At 47.4% G+C, this 16939-nt stretch carries 15 protein-coding genes; 9 read left to right on the top strand and 6 right to left on the bottom strand.

What is annotated here, in order from left to right; all coding sequences use genetic code 11:
- Nucleotides 1-278 precede the first annotated feature (278 nt).
- Nucleotides 279-662, bottom strand: coding sequence for a hypothetical protein (locus QUB04_RS04300; RefSeq protein WP_333052219.1), 384 nt, complete (start codon nt 660-662; stop codon nt 279-281).
- 34 nt (nt 663-696) lie between these two features.
- On the opposite strand from QUB04_RS04300, the gene QUB04_RS04295 reads away from it, so the two are divergent.
- Together QUB04_RS04295 and QUB04_RS04290 are read left to right on the top strand one after the other, a co-directional pair.
- Nucleotides 697-864: a hypothetical protein gene (locus tag QUB04_RS04295; protein WP_333281487.1), complete on the top strand. Its 168-nt coding sequence runs from the start codon at nt 697-699 to the stop codon at nt 862-864.
- 285 nt (nt 865-1149) lie between these two features.
- On the top strand, nt 1150-1704 hold the full coding sequence (locus QUB04_RS04290) for a M23 family metallopeptidase (RefSeq protein ID WP_333281787.1): 555 nt from the start codon (nt 1150-1152) through the stop codon (nt 1702-1704).
- 260 nt (nt 1705-1964) lie between these two features.
- Here QUB04_RS04290 and ftsH read toward each other — a convergent pair whose 3' ends face one another.
- The gene (ftsH, locus tag QUB04_RS04285) at nt 1965-3899 is read right to left on the bottom strand and encodes an ATP-dependent zinc metalloprotease FtsH (RefSeq protein ID WP_445301032.1); all 1935 of its coding nucleotides are present in this window, start codon (nt 3897-3899) and stop codon (nt 1965-1967) included.
- Nucleotides 3900-4427: 528 nt separating this feature from the next.
- Between ftsH and QUB04_RS04280 the strand changes: the two genes are divergently transcribed.
- Nucleotides 4428-4973: an NADPH-dependent FMN reductase gene (locus QUB04_RS04280; RefSeq protein WP_333281481.1), complete on the top strand. Its 546-nt coding sequence runs from the start codon at nt 4428-4430 to the stop codon at nt 4971-4973.
- A gap of 188 nt (nt 4974-5161) precedes the next feature.
- Here the strand turns inward: QUB04_RS04280 and QUB04_RS04275 are convergent, their stop codons facing one another.
- Entirely contained in the window at nt 5162-5392 is a 231-nt protein-coding gene (locus tag QUB04_RS04275) for a hypothetical protein (protein ID WP_333083630.1), read from the bottom strand.
- 131 nt (nt 5393-5523) lie between these two features.
- Between QUB04_RS04275 and psb32 the strand changes: the two genes are divergently transcribed.
- Nucleotides 5524-6246, top strand: coding sequence for a photosystem II repair protein Psb32 (gene psb32, locus QUB04_RS04270; protein WP_333281478.1), 723 nt, complete (start codon nt 5524-5526; stop codon nt 6244-6246).
- A 58-nt stretch (nt 6247-6304) separates the two neighbouring features.
- Here the strand turns inward: psb32 and QUB04_RS04265 are convergent, their stop codons facing one another.
- Nucleotides 6305-6688 (bottom strand): DUF4346 domain-containing protein, encoded by a 384-nt coding sequence (locus tag QUB04_RS04265; RefSeq protein ID WP_333139627.1) that lies wholly within the window; start codon nt 6686-6688, stop codon nt 6305-6307.
- 28 nt (nt 6689-6716) lie between these two features.
- Between QUB04_RS04265 and QUB04_RS04260 the strand changes: the two genes are divergently transcribed.
- From QUB04_RS04260 to QUB04_RS04250, 3 genes are all read left to right on the top strand, one after another.
- The gene (locus QUB04_RS04260) at nt 6717-6950 is read left to right on the top strand and encodes a hypothetical protein (protein ID WP_333281475.1); all 234 of its coding nucleotides are present in this window, start codon (nt 6717-6719) and stop codon (nt 6948-6950) included.
- A 76-nt stretch (nt 6951-7026) separates the two neighbouring features.
- Nucleotides 7027-8064 (top strand): DNA (cytosine-5-)-methyltransferase, encoded by a 1038-nt coding sequence (dcm, locus tag QUB04_RS04255; RefSeq protein WP_333281472.1) that lies wholly within the window; start codon nt 7027-7029, stop codon nt 8062-8064.
- The gene (locus QUB04_RS04250) at nt 8009-9112 is read left to right on the top strand and encodes a hypothetical protein (protein WP_333281469.1); all 1104 of its coding nucleotides are present in this window, start codon (nt 8009-8011) and stop codon (nt 9110-9112) included. The genes dcm and QUB04_RS04250 overlap by 56 nt, the downstream gene beginning before the upstream one ends.
- A 164-nt stretch (nt 9113-9276) precedes the next feature.
- Here the strand turns inward: QUB04_RS04250 and QUB04_RS04245 are convergent, their stop codons facing one another.
- Together QUB04_RS04245 and QUB04_RS04240 are read right to left on the bottom strand one after the other, a co-directional pair.
- Nucleotides 9277-11085, bottom strand: coding sequence for an aspartate kinase (locus QUB04_RS04245; protein WP_333281466.1), 1809 nt, complete (start codon nt 11083-11085; stop codon nt 9277-9279).
- A 293-nt stretch (nt 11086-11378) separates the two neighbouring features.
- Entirely contained in the window at nt 11379-12152 is a 774-nt protein-coding gene (locus QUB04_RS04240; protein ID WP_333281463.1) for a Uma2 family endonuclease, read from the bottom strand.
- Nucleotides 12153-12447: 295 nt separating this feature from the next.
- Here QUB04_RS04240 and QUB04_RS04235 point away from each other — a divergent pair, with 295 nt between their 5' ends.
- Together QUB04_RS04235 and QUB04_RS04230 are read left to right on the top strand one after the other, a co-directional pair.
- Nucleotides 12448-13107: an HAD family hydrolase gene (locus QUB04_RS04235; protein ID WP_333281460.1), complete on the top strand. Its 660-nt coding sequence runs from the start codon at nt 12448-12450 to the stop codon at nt 13105-13107.
- A gap of 407 nt (nt 13108-13514) precedes the next feature.
- Complete coding sequence (locus tag QUB04_RS04230; protein WP_333281457.1) at nt 13515-16856, top strand: PAS domain S-box protein; 3342 nt, start codon at nt 13515-13517, stop codon at nt 16854-16856.
- Nucleotides 16857-16939 lie beyond the last annotated feature (83 nt).

The following is a 16939-nucleotide window of genomic DNA, read 5'->3' as shown; positions in this document are numbered from 1 at the left end:
GCTAATTTTGTTTGATTACCTGTATAGCAAGCCTTAGAAGAAATGTGAACACCATCTATTCTCTTCTATTCCTTTCTCTTTTCTTCTCTTTCTCTGTGTCCTCTGCGCCCTCTGCGGTTCATAAAAAAAAATATCTGTCACAAATCCATTAACATTATAAGGTCAAAGTTATTTGAGACTTGGAGTTTTGGATTTGAGATTATCATCCATTCTAGAGAATGGTAAATCTCCGAATATCTTGAGCAATCCAAAATCCAAAATCCAAAATCCAAAATCCCCTAAGACTCCTCGCCGTCTCGGCGGCCGAGCTCGTACACGCCGCCACCAATACAGGCGATCGTACCCATAGATACCGCCCAACCAGTACCCAGAGAAAATTCTACGCCCCAATTGCACAATCCGCCCACAATCAAAAAGGGCACAATGCTCAACAGCGAAGCGTAAAACGCATTTTGGGCTTCTCTGGCTTGGCGGGTTCTTTCAAACTCGGCTTCCGAGGTGTAGAGGGATCTCTCAGCAAAATTCATCCAGCGGTTGAGTTGCAGGATTACCCATTCTGTGAGGGGCGACAGGCCCCAGTACAGGGCCAAAGACCACAAGGACGCACCGGCGATCGCAGTTGCGTCTATGGCAAAACTAAAGGGAAAAATTTCAGTAAGCATTGCTTGAATGTTTGTGATGAATTTGAGATTTTGGATGTTATCCAAAATCCCCGAACTTAACTATAGTGTCAAGCAAAAGCTCGATCGAATTCAACCGCAGCACGAATTCCTCGGCGAATTTTTTTTATCACCCCTGGCTATTTACCCGGAAGCCTTGACACGGGTTTTGGATGGAGTAAGATACACGTTGTTGATAAACTGATTCGCGATCGCGGGTAGAGCTCAAAGCCAATCTTGCAGCGAATTGGCATAATTTACATCTTGCACCCTTCTCCGAAACGGGCTTTCCGGCCCGTTCCACAAACAATGATTTTTTTGTGGGTTGGGCCGGAAAGCCCGCCCCTGAAAGCTTTATTGACAAGGGTGCAAGATGTGAGCCTAACAGACAACGCACACTCGCACACACATTTAACTTTGAGCCGTGAAAAAAATCCTGCAAGACTCTAGAGGCCCGCTGACGGCAAAACGCTTTTTTCGTCTCAGACAGATGCTGCTGCTGGCACTTTCGATCGGCATTGTGTTGATCTGCCCTTATTTGCAGCAGCAGGTGGTCAAAGCTCAGTCAGGCTTACCAAGCAGAGTAGCGACGGGTAATTTGTGGCAAGAAGCTTCTTTTCCAGTCGAAAACTTTGAAACATACACTTCCCCCTTCGGCCCCCGTGGCGGGGATTTTCATTACGGGTTGGACTTGGCCGCCCCGGAAGGCAGCTATATCCGCAATTGGTGGGGCGGGCAAGTTGTGGAAGTTTGGGAAGATGGCCGATGCGGCACTGGTATGGTGGTGCGATCGGGAAATTGGGAACACATCTACTGTCACCTTAGAGGCCGAGTGCTAACGGCTAACGGCGGGCGTTATTATACCGATCGCGAAGGTACTTTGCAAATTTGGCAAGGTCAAACAGTGCCTGCGGGTGCGAGAATTGCCAGAGTTGGGATGACCGGCCGCACGAGTGGGCCTCACTTGCACTGGGGATTGAAGTACGGCGGCCGCTGGGTAGACCCGGCTTTGGTACTCCGGGAAATGTACTCCCAACAATCTTAATTTGTCAGTTGTCAGTTGACAGTTGACAGTTGTCAGTTGACAGTTCTTACCAATAATAAATTGTCCGGTTAAACGTCATTGCGACCGTAGAGAAGCAATCGCAGAAACATTGCGATTGCTTCGTTTCACTCCCTGCGGACATATCGTAAGTGATTAGGCGGACATGATATAACTAATGACCACTGACCACTGCCAACTGCCAACTGCCAACTGCCAACTGCCAACTGCCAACTGCCAACTGCCAACTGCCAACTGACTCTTTACGTTGGGGCTAACTCTTTTTTTGTCAACTCGGTGTACCGAGCTACAATTTGGCGGAATTCGTCGCCGTCGATCGTTTCTTCATCCAACAGCGCTTCGACAAGTTTGTCTACCAAAGCGCGGTTTTCGCGGATAATTCGGCGAGCTTCTTCGTAGCACTCAAAGGCAATTTCCCGGACTTGGCGATCGATCTTGATTGCCATGTCTTCGGAATACTCACTTCGGGAATTCCAGTTCTGCCCCAAAAACACCTCATTGTTCTGACTTTCAAAAGCCACAGGCCCCAAATCCGACATTCCATAAAGCGTTACCATCTTCCTAGCGAGGCTGGTGACTTGTTTGATATCCTCGCTGGCACCCAGAGTTACTTCGGCAGCGCCGTAAATTTCAGCCTCCGCCGCCCTTCCCCCCAAAGCTACTGTAATCCGGCTTAACAGCCAAGCCCGACTCATCAAACCTTCGCTGTCGATCATTTCGTCGTCGTACACATAGCTAACAAAGCCTGCGATGCCGCCGGAACGGGGGATAATCGTCACTTTATCTATTGGGTCAGTATTTTTGAGCATCGTCCCGACTAGGGCGTGTCCGATTTCGTGGTATGCTACCATCCACTTTTTCTTGCTGTCCAGCAGCGGGTTAAGGGTAAGCCCGATCGTGATCCGGTCGATCGCGTCGTGAACTTCTAGATTAGTAATAGTGTCTTTGCGACGCCTCGCAGTGAGAATAGCTGCTTCGTTGAGCAAGTTTGCCAAGTCGGCGCCGGAAAAGCCGGGAGTGCGGCGGGCGATCGTGTCTAGGGCAACTTCTGGGTCGAGTTTTTTGTTGCGCGCGTGAACTTGCAAAATCCCTAAACGCCCTTTGTAACTGGGTAAATCTACCGTTACTTGTCGATCGAACCTGCCGGGCCGCAGCAGGGCGGTATCGAGCACGTCGGGCCGGTTAGTAGCTGCAATCACAATCACGCCGCTGTTACCCTCAAAGCCGTCCATTTCTGTCAGCAACTGGTTGAGAGTTTGTTCCCGTTCGTCGTTGCCGCCGCCGATACCAGCGCCGCGCTGCCTTCCTACGGCGTCTATTTCGTCGATGAAGACGATGCAGGGCGAATTTTCTTTAGCTTTCTTGAACAAGTCGCGGACGCGGGAGGCGCCAACTCCGACAAACATTTCGACAAATTCCGAACCGGAGATGCTGAAGAAGGGGACGGCTGCTTCGCCTGCGATGGCTTTTGCCAGCATTGTTTTGCCGGTTCCTGGAGGCCCGATTAACAGAACTCCTCTGGGAATTTTGGCGCCGATGGCGTTGAAGCGTTCGGGTTTTTTGAGGAAGGTTACGACTTCTTGCAGTTCTTCTTTAGCTTCTTCGATGCCTGCTACGTCGTCGAACATCACGCCGGTTTTGGCTTCCATTTGGAAACGGGCTCTGGATTTGCCGAAGTTCATGGCATTTCCTTGAGATTGGGTCGATCGGCGCAGGATTGCCATCAGCACTGCCAACACTGCAAAAATCACTAGCAAGTTTACTACTAAACTGACTGCGGCGGCGTTGTCGGCTGTTTGTTTAACTTCAAAGTCAATTTTTTTGGCGCGGATTTGCGAGTACAGTTCTCGGTTGTTGTAGTCGAACAGACTAACTGATTGGGTTAGATCGCTTTTTTGATTTTTCAGCTTAACCTTGGCAGTTTTTTGAGTTTCGTCTACTTCGATTTTACTGACTTGCCCTTTTTCTATGTTGTCGATCAGTTGGCTGTAACTCATGGTGTTTGGCGCGCTGTCGGCAAACACCGGGGTCGAGAGCAATATTCCTTGAGAAATCACCAAACTGCCCAGGATGCGCCAAAGATTCCGTCCTGGAATTGATTTTTTAGGATTCTGGCTCGACTTGTCTTTGTTTACAGCTAGATGCCCCAGCCATGCGTGTTTCCAAGAATTTTTCATATTGCTTTGCCCAAGGTTGAAGACTGCCAAGATTGACCGCTTGTGGTTTGCTACGTTCATTTATTTTAACAAGATGGCGGGTGTTGAATGGGTTTATCTCTCGCGGGCATCTTAAGATGCCCCTCAAGAGGGGGGGTTTTGAATCCACGGCTTCCTCAAGAAACCGGGTTTTTTACGTAATCTGCGGGCTATAACCAAGGATTTTGCTCAAAAAACCCGGTTTCTGGGCCCCCTTCACTGAACTTACCCACGCATCCTCAAGAAACCGGGTTTTTTATGTAATCTGCGGGCTATAACCAAGGATTTTGCTCAAAAAACCCGGTTTCTGGGCTCCGTCGGTAAATCTCAAATCTCAAATCTCAAATCTCAAATCGATGGATTTTGCTCAAAAAACCCGGTTTCTGGGTTCCGTCGGTAAATCTCAAATCTCAAATCTCAAATCGATTGACAGTTGCCGATTGAACTTGCTATCTTAAGCATAGTCGTAATGAGTACGCTTTAGTCAAGCAGTTATTGTTTTTAAGCTTTATGGTAAAAATTGTCGGCATTGGTGGAAGTTTGCGGGCTGGCTCCTACAGCCAGTTAGCGTTGAAGGTGGCAGCAGAACGGGCCGAGGCCCTGGGCGCGGAAGTTGAAATATTGGATTTGCGATCGCTCAATCTGCCCTTCTGCGACGGTGAGAATGATTATCTCGATTACCCGGATGTGGAAAAGCTGCGAAATGCGGTTAAGCAAGCCGACGGCTTGATTTTGGCAACGCCGGAGTATCACGGTAGCGTCAGCGGTGCTCTCAAGAATGCCCTGGATTTGATGAGTTTTGAGCATTTGGACGGGAAAGTTGCGGGTGCGATTAGCGTTTTGGGAGGGCAAGTTAACAGCAACGCACTCAACGATTTGCGAACCATTTTGAGATGGGTGCACGCTTGGGTAATTCCCGAACAAATTGCGATCGGACAAGCTTGGAAAGCTTTTAGTCCTGATGGTAAATTATTGGATGAGAAACTGTCTGAAAGGTTCGACGAATTTGCTCGGAGTTTAGTAGAAAATACGCGGAAATTGCGAGGAATTCCGTAATTGTATTTCAGGAAAAACGCACTCTTGGACGCAACTGGCATATTATTCGGATGCGTCAGTTGCCATAATTGCTCGATTTGAAGAGGTTTTTTCTCTAGTAGAGCACCCTACAAGCTGTCATACTAACTGTTAACAGTCAACAGTCAACAGTCAACAGTCAACAGTCAACAGTCAACAGTCAACTGACTTCAAAATGGCATATCGATCATGTCTCCGAAAGGATGGGGTACGTCGATCGGCATTCTTCCGGGTTTTGACTCATATTTGTCTATCCACTTTTTGGCCAATTCCAAAGCTTCCTCCTCAGTCTTGGCATTTTGGACGGCGACGTGGCGGTTGCCGTGGCTATCCCAAACCTCGACGTAGAAGACTTTCTGGGATTGAATAATCCAACCTTTATAAGTGTCTGCTGGTTCCATAGTTAGAATCCTAAAATAATCGGGGGGGAGTTCCACAGGCGAGCTAATTGTAAATATTGCCCTGCATAAAATGAATTTTACGGGGGTTTCTATAGTATTTTTGGAAAAAAGTCAGTTTTACGGTTAACCTCATGACCCGACTCCTGAAGCAATTATTTAACTGGAGAAAATATCTCCAACCTTTAGCCGCGGCGATCGCGATCGCCCTAATCGCATCCCAGATGGCGGTATTGCCGGCATTGGCGACTGGCGTTTACGAAATACCGGTGTTGTCGGCGGGCGATCGAACTTGGGTGTTCGACAAAGGCGACGTGCTCAGCCGCAGCAGCGAAAGCAATATCAGCAGCGTGCTCGACAACCTGGAAAACAAAACAGGGAAACAAGTCCGATTTGTCACCATCCACCGCTTAGACTACGGCGAAACGACAGCCACTTTCACCGACCAACTGTTTGAACAGTGGTTTCCCGCAAAAGAAGACCAGACTAATCAAATTTTACTCGTTCTCGACACTGTTACCAACAGTGCGGCAATTCGGACGGGGGAAGGGGTGAAATCCCTGCTAACCGATGAAATTGCCCAGAGTGTGGCTGGGGAAACCGTGCAAGTGCCGCTGCGGGAAGCCAATAAATACAACGAGGCATTTGCGGCTGCAAGTACGCGCATTGCAACTGTTTTGTCGGGCGAACCCGATCCGGGTGCTCCTGAAGTTGTTGACAACATTCAAGTTGAAGGCACGTTTAAAAAAGCTGAAGAAACAGACCAAGGTAATGCCACAGTTGTTGTGGTTGTGCTGTTGGTATTGGCGACAGTGATTCCGATGGTGACTTATTTCTGGTATCAAGGTTTTTCGTAATCGGTGCTGCTAAGTCCGATAAGTTGCCATTTTGTCCAGAAATTCTGGCAGGGCTGCACTAATCTTGAACGTATTCTCGATCGCTCAACAATGCAATTTCGGCCCGTACAAATTCCCGTCCCAGATAAGCCGCGTGATCTAACATTGTCACCGGGCTGGGGCGGGTTTCTTCTAGGATTTTGACACAAAGTTCTTTGGCGGTTCTGCCGGTAAAAAGTGTGACCTCTGTGCGTTCTACTTTGCCACGGGCGGGGATGGGTTTACCAGTTTCGGGATCGATGGCGAGGCCTCGATCGTCGATGATGTTGGTGAAATGTTTGGCACAGATTAAGCTGGTTTCGCGATCGAGATAAATGATGAAGTAGCCGCCCGGATCGAGGTCGATGTGGCGTTTGGATAGCTTGTCATCGATTGCGGTGAGGTTTTCCAAGGTTTGACTCATGGTTCGTGAAAAAAAGTAAACAATAGCTGTGATTTGTTCTGCTATTTCTAGTTTAGTCGGCTGCGGGACAAGTTTGGCAGGTTGGTTGGTTGAATGCGGGGGAAGTTTCGGGCGATCGACAATTCCTGCAATTTGCCGATCGCTCCTATGCTACAGTCGATCGGGCTCGACCGAGAAATTGATGAGTGAACTTAAGACGCGATCGCTGTTAGATCCCCGACTTCTTGAAGAAGTCGGGGATCTGGGAATTCTGTTTTTTTAGCCGTTGCTCACTTATCTATGATGCAAAATCGGTTATTATTGTATAGATGATTTGTTTGTGTTAAAGCTGAGCCAAAATGAAATTTATAGATTTGTTTTCAGGAATAGGAGGTTTCAGACAAGGGTTTGAAAAAATAGGCTTTGAATGCGTTTTTTCCTGCGAGATTAACAGCAAATGCCGACAAGTTTACACGGAGAACTTCGGTGAGGTTCCTTTTGGAGATATCAGTAAAATTAATCCCGTCGAGTTAGAAGACTTTGATGTTTTAGTCGCCGGGTTTCCGTGCCAACCTTTTAGCATCTGTGGCAAAAAGCTAGGTTTTGAAGATACTAGAGGGACGCTATTTTTTGATATTTGTAAAATTATCAAAATAAAGCAACCTCAAGTAGTTGTTCTCGAAAATGTCAAGCACTTAATCCATCACGACAAGGGAAATACATTAAAAGTAATTATTGCTAGTCTTAGAGAGTTGGGGTACAGCGTGAATTACAAAATGCTGAATGCTAAAGACTTTGGAATAGCTCAACATCGTGAAAGAATATTTATTATTGCAACTAAAGGTAAAGAATTCAATTTTTCTCGACTTAAAAGTAAGTTTCCTCCGCAACTCAGGGAATTTCTAGACGAGACAGGGGATTTTGAAATATTGGACAAATCAGAGTATACTTTAATTGATTATCCGAGAAAGCAAGATTCGGGACTTTTGTTTGTAGGTTACAGAAATAAAGGTACTTGGAAAACTGGCGTGAGGCCCAATACAGAACATTTATCGAGAGTTCACAGACAGCCTAATCGCATTTATTCGGTAGATGGAGTGCATCCGACTATTCCTTCGCAAGAAACCTCTGGCAGGTTTTTTATCTACATTCCTGAGCAAGATATGGTGAGAAAATTGACGCTGAAGGAATGTTACCGTCTTATGGGTTTTCCTGAAGATTTTAAGAGTTATCCGAGTGCGGGGGAAAGTTACAAGCAAATTGGGAATTCGGTTTGTGTACCGGTGGTGGAGGCGATCGCGCAAGAAATATTAAGTCAAAATTTATTGTCAAATGAGCCAAATGAACCACAAAGAAAAACTGAAGAATATATACAGCTTGTCCTTTTCAATTGCTGATATCAAGGATATTCCTCAACAATACCTTGAATATATTTTACTAATTGGTGAACAAGCATACAAACAAAAGGGCGTCTATACCGTCTTGGTTTCTCTTCTAACTCACAAGTCTTTATTCCCTAAACAGGACATCAGAAAACATCAGAGTAGTATGCCGGGTGGTTTTTCGGGAAGAACTATTGACACTCTATATATTACACCTACATTAAAAGAACTGGGACTTCCCTCTATGGCTGAAAGCGGTTGGCTCACCAGGTCTTTAGAACAACCGTACCCGTACAATTTAGACTACCAGGGCAAAATAAGCAACAAGGCAGTAAAAAAAGCATTTTTAAATATAATTGATTATGTTGAAAGCAGACCTGAACAGGTAGATAATGTGCTGCGCTTGATCTTGAATAAAGTTATTGAAGTACAAGCTAAAAATAGTGTAAACGTAGCCCAATTAGTTAATCCTGACACTCTGAACATACTGAGTATAGTTTCTTGTCTGGAGGAGCATTTTTTTACTAAATATAAAGTTCGCGGTGGCTCAAAGTTGCCTGTTCTGGCTATCTATACCACGTACAAGTCTCTTCTGGCAGAAGTGAAAAGATATGAAAACTGTACTTTAGCACCTTTAGGGAGTCACACATCATCTGACTTGACTTCAAGAAGTTCAGGCGACATAGAAGTATTTGACGAACAAGGGCAAATCTGTGAAGCTATTGAAGTAAAGCTCGATCGGGAAATTGACTTAACAATTGTGCGAATAGCTTATGAAAAAATTATCAGGTTTAATCCCAAAAGATACTATATACTTTCGTGTAAGGATATTAAAGCCTCTGAGATTAACGAAATAAACAACATAATATCTCAAGTTAGAGAAGAGCATGGCTGTCAAATAATAATTAATGGAGTCATTCCCACGATTCAATATTACTTAAGATTAATTTCTTTAGAAAACTTTGTGACAAATTACTCTAATCTGGTCATTGTTGATACAGAGTTGCAGCCTATTCACAAGATCAAGTGGAATGAATTAATTGAAAAACTGGGTGTTGGGTAGATGGTGCTATAGTATTATCGGGTAATTTCTCAAACTCGGATTCAGTCCGAGAAGATTTAGTGGTCATATTTTATTAAAACACAGCCTAATGCTCTGCAATTGGGTAAGGTGGGCAAGGCCCACCCTACATTATTAGGACTCTTCATCCCGACTGCAAACAAGTATTAAGCTGGAACTTGGATTCTTTCAGTGCCGGCAAGTTCAAAGGCTGCGTGAATAGCCTTCAAAGCAGTTACGGCTTGCTCTTCATCCACAACGCAGCTAATTTTAATCTCGGAAGTGGCAATCATTTGAATGTTGATTTGCTGCCGGGAAAGCGCTTCAAACATCTTTGCCGCTACTCCCGGATGCGCTACCATCCCGGAACCGACAACGCTAACTTTGGCAATTTGTGTATCGACTACTACTTCCCCCCATCCGAATTCTGGGGCGGCTTTTTCGAGGACTATTTTAGCAGCTTCGGCGTCAATTTGTGCGACGGTAAATGCAATGTCGCGAGTTAAGATGCCGTCGATATTGTGGCAGCGCTGCGACTGAATGATCGTGTCTACGCTGATATTTTCCTCGGCTAAAAGTCCGAACAGTTTTGCTGCTACTCCGGGGCGATCGGGCAATTGGCGAATTGCTAGACGCGCTTGATTGAGATCCAACGCAACGGCGCGGACTGCGGGCGGTTTGTGGGATGATGAACGCAGCCCAACAGGGGAGTTGGCGACATCAAATGCTTTGCAGAGTTCGGCAACAGCCCGATCGCAATCTTCGGCATCGATCGCACAACTAACTTTAACCTCGGATGTAGAAATCATTTGAATGTTAATTCCCGCATCCGCTAAAGTCTTAAACATCTGCGCCGCTACCCTCGGACGACCGATCATTCCCGCACCCGCAATGCTAACTTTAGCTATTGGCCGCTCTTCTGCTTTCACTTCCGGTTCTCCCAATTCTGGGCGAGAATTCTTGCCGAGGGCGGGGATAATTGCATCTGCAACGGCAGTAGCTTGTTGCAGAGATTTTCGCGTCACGGTGAAGGCAATATCGTTAGTATTTCCTTCATGAATTGACTGAATAATTAAGTCTACATCGAGGTTTTGTTGCGCGATCGCACCAAACAACCGCGCTGCTACGCCGGGGCGATCGGGCAAACGCAGTAGCGACACCCCCGCCTGATCCAAGTCAAATTCCACCGCATCGACGGCTTTTGCGAGCTCCAAGCCCTCCAAAGGCCGGGGTTGCGGGGGTGGGGACACTACACGGGTACCGGGGGCGTCACTCCAGCTAGAAAGCACTACTAGGGGCACGCCGTAATTCTTGGCAATTTCTACCGCGCGCGGGTGGAGGACTTTTGCGCCCAAACTCGCCAATTCCAGCATTTCGTCGCAAGTGATTTCGTCCATCAATTGCGCGTCGGCAACCAAGCGCGGATCTGTAGTCAGAATTCCGGGCACGTCGGTATAAATTTCGCACCTGTCGGCCCGCAGCGCTGCAGCGAGGGCGACTGCTGTGGTGTCGGAACCGCCACGCCCCAAGGTGGTAATTTCCAATTCTCCGGCATCGGCGATACCTTGGAACCCCGCAACCACAACGACTTTACCGCTTTTTAACTGGCTTTCAAGCCGATTGGGATCGATTCGCAAAATTCGGGCGCGGGTGTGGGCGGCTTCGGTGACAATGCCGACTTGGGCGCCGGTGAGGGAAATGGCGGGCTGTCCCATTTCCTGCAATGCCATGCTCAAAAGTGCGATCGAGACTTGTTCCCCAGTGGAGAGCAACATATCCATTTCCCGCTTGTTGGGATTTGGGGAAATTTCCTTGGCGAGTTTAACTAAACCGTCGGTGGTTTTGCCCATCGCTGAAAGTACGACAACCAGAGAGTTGCCGAGCTGTGCTGTTTTTACAACTCGTCGGGCTACTTCCAAAATGCGATCGACTGTACCAACCGAGGTTCCGCCATATTTCTGAACAATTAGTGCCATAGGACTTACACAAAAAGTGATGCAATGCTTAAGTTAATATACGCAAATTTTTGATAATAACCGATGAATGTTTATATCGTTTCTGAGGAGGCTGCTAGGCGATCGGGTTTTTACCGCACATGATATTCCTAGGGACACTGAATTGCCGTGTCCCTACCGGAACCTGCGACTGATGGGAATTTAGATTTTTGATTAAAGAATTGAAGAATTGCCAATGACTTAGGAAGAACCCAATCCCGATAATCATCAGTCATCCCCAATCTAACATCTAAAATCTCAAATCTAAAATCGAATTACTCGCCTTCTAACTCTCGCAAACGCGCTTCCAAAGCTTGAATTCGCAACTCAGCTTCTATGCGCCTTTGTCGTTCTCGTTCTGCCACTAATTCGGCTTGTTCTGCCCGTTCCTCGGCCGCCGGCAGCAAATTCCCGGAAGCATCCCACCAGCGCAGCCAAGGCAGTTCTACCCCCTGATAAACCCCTTGCCAAATGCCTAATTCCACTCCTATTTGTGCGATCGGGTAATGTCCGCGCTGATTTTGTGGGACTAACTCGAAGCGATCCTCTACCAAATGATACACTTCAACTTGTGCTTTGGTGACTTCATAAATGCCGTAAAAAGCAGGCCGAATTATCCGCTCGTAAATCCAGAATTTGCCCTGGCGAGGAGTCCTATCTCTTTCTTCACTGCCATCACCAGAAACAAATTCAAGTACAATCAGAGGCGGAATTAATTCCCGCCACATTACATAGGAGCGACGCAGATTTCCGTCAAGAGTTGGCGGCACGTCTGGCACGTAAAACCAATCAGGTGCTTCGGCTCCTCTTTCTGGCGGTTCCGGGGGTTGGGCTACCCGCCAATAAATACCGGAATCTTGACCGATGCAGTATTGCCCGTCGGGATGAACTTGGTCTAAAATTGGTCTAATTGATGTTGTTAACAGGATGCTTTGAGGGTGTTCTTGAAAGTTTTTCACAAAAGTACCGTCGGAGTCGGGTAATTGAGTGTGGTCTGGGAAATCTGTAAAATCTGTTACTAAAAGTTCGGGTTTTTCGGTGACACTCATGTTGACCTCTTGAATGTTTAAAGATTATACTTATAATTAGTGACTTAGAGATTAATTATGCTATTATGTCGTGGCAAACCTCCGATTGCTATATAGTGATTTTAATATGTAGGGTGCGTCGCTGCGACCTTTTAAATGGAACTTGGAGATTGTTGGTGGCGACGCACCTTACTTACTACAAGATTGTGTGTACCGCACATACATGGAATATGCTGTATCATTGGGGAATCAGAGATTAATTATGCTATTAGGTCATTGGAAACCTCCGATTGCTATATAGAAAATTTTCAGAAATATGAGTCAGTACAAGTTAATTATTTTCGACTTCGACGGCACTTTGGCAATTACTCACAAAGCTATTGTATTTTGCTTTACCAAAACTTTTGAAAGTTTCAATATTACCCCGCCTGCTGCTGATACTATTATAGGTACGATCGGCATCAATTTACCAAATAGTTTTAAAATCCTCCATCCGGCGATCGCGGAAAGCGCAATTCCTGAATGGGTTGAAACTTACCGCTCTTATTATCGGACGGAAGGTGAAAAGCAGGTAGAGTTATTTACCGGGACAAAGCAAGTGTTGCAGTTGGCGCGTCAGTCGGGATTGAGCCTGGGAGTTTTCAGCAATAAACACGTTAGTTTTGTTGATTTGTTACTGCAAAAACTGAAAATTCACAGTTTGTTTGATTTAATTTTAGGTGACAACGGAGAAATAATTATGAAACCAAACCCGACTGTTTTTCACTCGATTATTAAACCGCTGTTCCCGGAGTTGGATAACAGTCAAATTTTAATGGTTGGCGATACAGCGATTGATTTGCTGTTTGCTAAAAATGCTGGGATAGATGTTTGTTGGGCGGCTTACGGATATGGCGATCGCGCTCAGTGTCTTGCCCTAGAACCGACTTTCGCGATCGACGATATTTCAGAACTTGCTGTGTTCGTTCAAAATTAATTTTTCCTCGGTTTGTTTTAGAGAAGAGTTTGACTCATTTAACTATAAAGTATTTAATTATTTTTTTTACTAGAGCCGGATGAGGTAGGTTTTATTTAAGTGCAAAAATAAATAACCGAACTTGTAAGTAGCCCAAAATCTGCCAAGTAAACTATACCAGAGATAGAGTTATCGCGGGAACAACTATTATAAATTAACAACTAGGATTCCTTTGAAGGTAGAAGGCACAAGGCAGAAGGCAGAAGGAAAAAAAAACGAGGTAAGCCAGATTTTTTTTATGTAGAATTTACCGCCAAAATTCTGCATGATAGCCTTTTAACTTCAGCCTTCGGAAAACAGACAATTTTGTTAAAATCTAGGGTGTGCTGGCAGTCGGTATCTACAATAAACTCAATTTATAGAAACTCATGCAGATAGATATAAGCATTCCTTCTGAAACGCTATCGCCGACTCGTACTGGCGGCACACCGAATTTAATAGAAGAAGTCTGGAGGCTGTACGATCGCGCCCTGGCAGCTACCAGCAACGGCATCGCGATCGCGGACGCTACCCGGCCGGACAAGCCTATAGTCTACTGTAACGGGGCTTTCGAGCGGATTACAGGCTACAATCGCAGCGAAATAATCGGGCAGAATTGCCGCTTCCTGCAAGGCCCGGATACCGATGGCGCTGCCGTCGATCAAATCCGCGTGGCCCTGAAAGAACAGCATGACTGCAAAGTAGTTCTGAAAAACTACCGCAAAGACGGCACCGCCTTCTGGAACGAACTCACCATCTCGCCGGTGCGCGACAGCAGCGGACTCGTTACCCACTTCATCGGCGTCCAATCTGATATCACCGATCGTAAACAAGCAGAAGAAGCCCTCAAACAAGCCGAGGCAAAATACCGCAGCATCTTTGAAAACGCCACCGAAGGAATATTTCAAACCGCCCCAGACGGGGGCTACCTCAGCGCCAACCAGGCACTCGCCCGAATGTACGGCTACGATTCCCCGTCAGAACTCATCGCAAAATGTTCGGCGAAAAACCTTTACACCGATCGCACCCGTCGCGCTTCCTTCATGGCAGAAATCAGCAAAAACGGCTCCCTGAAAGAGTTTGAGTCCTGCGTCCGGCGCAAAGACGGCAGCACTACCTGGATCTCGGAAAACGTGCGCGAAGTTCGCGACGAAAACGGCGAACTCCTTTACTACGAAGGAACCGTCGCCGAAATCGCCGATCGCAAGCGCGCCGAAGCAGCCCTGCGAAATCAAGAATACTGGCTCAAAACCGCGATCAACGCCGTCCCCGACGCGATTAACCTCACAGACAGCGAGGGGCGCTGGCTGATTGCCAACGACTGCGCCCTCCAACTTTTGGGCTGGGAAACCGCAGACTACCAGGGTAAAACTACTGCCGAACTCGCTGCCGCCGCCGATCCGAGAGTTAGAGAAATCCTGCTAACTTGGCAGGAAACCGACGAAACCACCTGGCAAGCAGGTACTCTTACCTCCAGCCGCCAAATTGTTTCCTTGCCCACAGGCGGCAGCAATTTGTTTGAAGTGCGGAAAGTGCCACTGTTCAACCCCGACGGTTCGCGCAAAGGTTTGGCAGTGGCGGGGCGGGACATCACGCAGGAAGTGGAAGCGGATGCAGCTTTGCGAGACAGCGAACAGCGGTTTCGGGCAATTTTTGAACGCGCTGCGATCGGCATGGTAGTCGCTACCCTCGAAGGTGTTGCGATCGCCACTAATCCGGCATTTCAAGCTATGCTGGGGAGCTCGGAAGCTCAACTGCGGGGTGTCGGCCTCGACGACTGCGCGCACCCGGAAGACGCACCAACTTCGCGCGAGTTGCGCCAACAGTTGGTCGCGGGCTCCCGCGAAGCTTACCAAATCGAGAAGCGCTACCTCCGCCAAGACGGCAGCATCAGGTGGGGACGCCTCAGCGCCTCTGTCATCGACAGCAGTCAGGGAACGCCACAGTTTATTTTGCAAATGGTAGAGGATATTACCGATCGCAAACAAGCCGAGTCAGCTTTGTTCCAAAATGAGGCTAAGTGGCGATCGCTAATTCTCAACAGTTCCGACATCATTACTATTCTCGACGCCAGCGGTCGCATTGTTTACGAAAGCCCTTCTGTAGAAAGAGTTTTAGGCTACGAACCCGATGAAGTCGCCGGTCAAATTGCTCTCGATTTGATCCACCCTGACGACCTGCCCTCGGTGATGTCCGACGGCGAAAAACTGATCGCAAATCCAGGCGATCCGATCGCCCTAGAAGGTCGGTTCCGGCGCGCTGACGGTTCTTGGTGTTTTCTCGAAGGTGTCGGCATCAACTTGCTAGCAGACCCCGCTGTGAAAGGAATTGTGATCAACTCCCGCGACATGACGGCGCGCAGGCAAGCAGAGTACCGCCTCAGCAAAATCAACGAGTGCTTTTTGGGATTCACCACCGACGCCACTGATAACATCCAGCGCCTGACATCCTTAGCCGGCGAGCTTTTGGGCGGAAGCTGCGCCATCTACAGCCGCGTCGGTGACGGTCTGCTGCGCGCGATCGGGACTTGGCAAGCGCCGCCGGACTACCCGCTAGTCGATCGCGCCGAGGGCCACATCTGCACCGACGTATGCAGCAAAGGAAGCGATCGGGCTGTTGCCATTCCTGATTTGCAGAACACGATCTACGCCCAAACCGATCCCGCTGTCATCCGCTACCAACTGCGAAGCTATCTGGGACAAGCAGTGCGGCGGGGCGACGATTACGTGGGTGCGGTGTGCGTTGTCAACACTGAGTCGATCGCGCCCACAGAAGCCGACTGCAAGCTGATCGGAATTATTGCCGGGGCGATCGGAGTTGAGGAAGAACGGGCCGCCGCCGCCGATCGCGATCGGCAAAAATCCCAAGAATTGCAAACCGCTTTGAGCGACTTGCAGCAAACTCAAATGCAGTTAGTACAAACCGAAAAAATGTCTTCCCTCGGACAGGTGTTAGCAGGAATTGCCCACGAAATTAACAACCCAGTTGGCTTTGTCGCCGGCAACCTCTGCCACGTCCGAGGCTACGTTCTCGACTTGTTAGAAATCGTGCAAGTCTATCAAGAAGAGTACCCAAATCCCCCAGCAAAACTTCAGCAACAAGCCGATGATATAGACTTAGAATTTCTAGCAGAAGACCTGCCCAAATTGCTCAATTCGATGCAGACCGGATGCGAGCGCATTGTAGAAATTATTCAAACTCTCCGAAATTTCTCGCGGGCGGACGAAGCGAAAATCAAGACTGCCGACATTCACGAAGGTTTAGAAAGTACCTTGTTAATGTTGAACACCCGGCTGAAAGCCAAGGCCAACTGGCAGGGCATTAAAGTGATTAAAGAATACGGAGAACTGCCCCAAATAAACTGTCATCCCGGACTCTTAAATCAGGTATTTATGAATGTATTGGCAAATGCGATCGACGCCTTGGAAGAAAGCTGCTGCCAAGCACAAGACACCGGAAATACTATCTTTCCTACTATTACCATTCAAACTGAAACGATTGATGACAAGTGCATTTTAATTCGGATTAAAGACAACGGTCAGGGCATTCCCGAAGATCAGATTGTTCGTTTATTTGACCCGTTTTTTACCACAAAACCCGTAGGTAAAGGCACAGGTTTGGGTTTATCAATTTCGCACCAAATTGTCGTTGAAAAACACAACGGCAAATTGCAGTGCCTCTCCGAACCCGGTAAAGGTACTGAATTTATCATCGAAATTCCAATTAAGTAGAAGGGGGAGCATCTCATATTTGCAAAAACACTTCTTTCTTCTTCCTTATGACTCTTTTCTCCTGGCTCCTGACTCCTGACTCC

Origin of the sequence: Microcoleus sp. D2_18a_B4 (genome assembly GCF_036702475.1) — a bacterium.
Lineage (GTDB): Bacteria > Cyanobacteriota > Cyanobacteriia > Cyanobacteriales > Microcoleaceae > Microcoleus.
Note: the sequence above shows the minus strand (reverse complement) of the source record. Positions and strands in the feature narration are given on the sequence as shown.

Coding starts and splice junctions, on each gene's coding strand:
- QUB04_RS04275 (WP_333083630.1), bottom strand. CDS start 5,392: ATGGAACCAGCAGACACTTATAAAGGTTGGATTATTCAATCCCAGAAA.
- psb32 (WP_333281478.1), top strand. CDS start 5,524: ATGACCCGACTCCTGAAGCAATTATTTAACTGGAGAAAATATCTCCAA.
- QUB04_RS04250 (WP_333281469.1), top strand. CDS start 8,009: ATGAACCACAAAGAAAAACTGAAGAATATATACAGCTTGTCCTTTTCA.
- dcm (WP_333281472.1), top strand. CDS start 7,027: ATGAAATTTATAGATTTGTTTTCAGGAATAGGAGGTTTCAGACAAGGG.
- QUB04_RS04245 (WP_333281466.1), bottom strand. CDS start 11,085: ATGGCACTAATTGTTCAGAAATATGGCGGAACCTCGGTTGGTACAGTC.
- QUB04_RS04290 (WP_333281787.1), top strand. CDS start 1,150: ATGCTGCTGCTGGCACTTTCGATCGGCATTGTGTTGATCTGCCCTTAT.
- QUB04_RS04295 (WP_333281487.1), top strand. CDS start 697: ATGTTATCCAAAATCCCCGAACTTAACTATAGTGTCAAGCAAAAGCTC.
- QUB04_RS04265 (WP_333139627.1), bottom strand. CDS start 6,688: ATGAGTCAAACCTTGGAAAACCTCACCGCAATCGATGACAAGCTATCC.
- QUB04_RS04300 (WP_333052219.1), bottom strand. CDS start 662: ATGCTTACTGAAATTTTTCCCTTTAGTTTTGCCATAGACGCAACTGCG.
- QUB04_RS04230 (WP_333281457.1), top strand. CDS start 13,515: ATGCAGATAGATATAAGCATTCCTTCTGAAACGCTATCGCCGACTCGT.
- ftsH (WP_445301032.1), bottom strand. CDS start 3,899: ATGAAAAATTCTTGGAAACACGCATGGCTGGGGCATCTAGCTGTAAAC.
- QUB04_RS04235 (WP_333281460.1), top strand. CDS start 12,448: ATGAGTCAGTACAAGTTAATTATTTTCGACTTCGACGGCACTTTGGCA.
- QUB04_RS04240 (WP_333281463.1), bottom strand. CDS start 12,152: ATGAGTGTCACCGAAAAACCCGAACTTTTAGTAACAGATTTTACAGAT.
- QUB04_RS04280 (WP_333281481.1), top strand. CDS start 4,428: ATGGTAAAAATTGTCGGCATTGGTGGAAGTTTGCGGGCTGGCTCCTAC.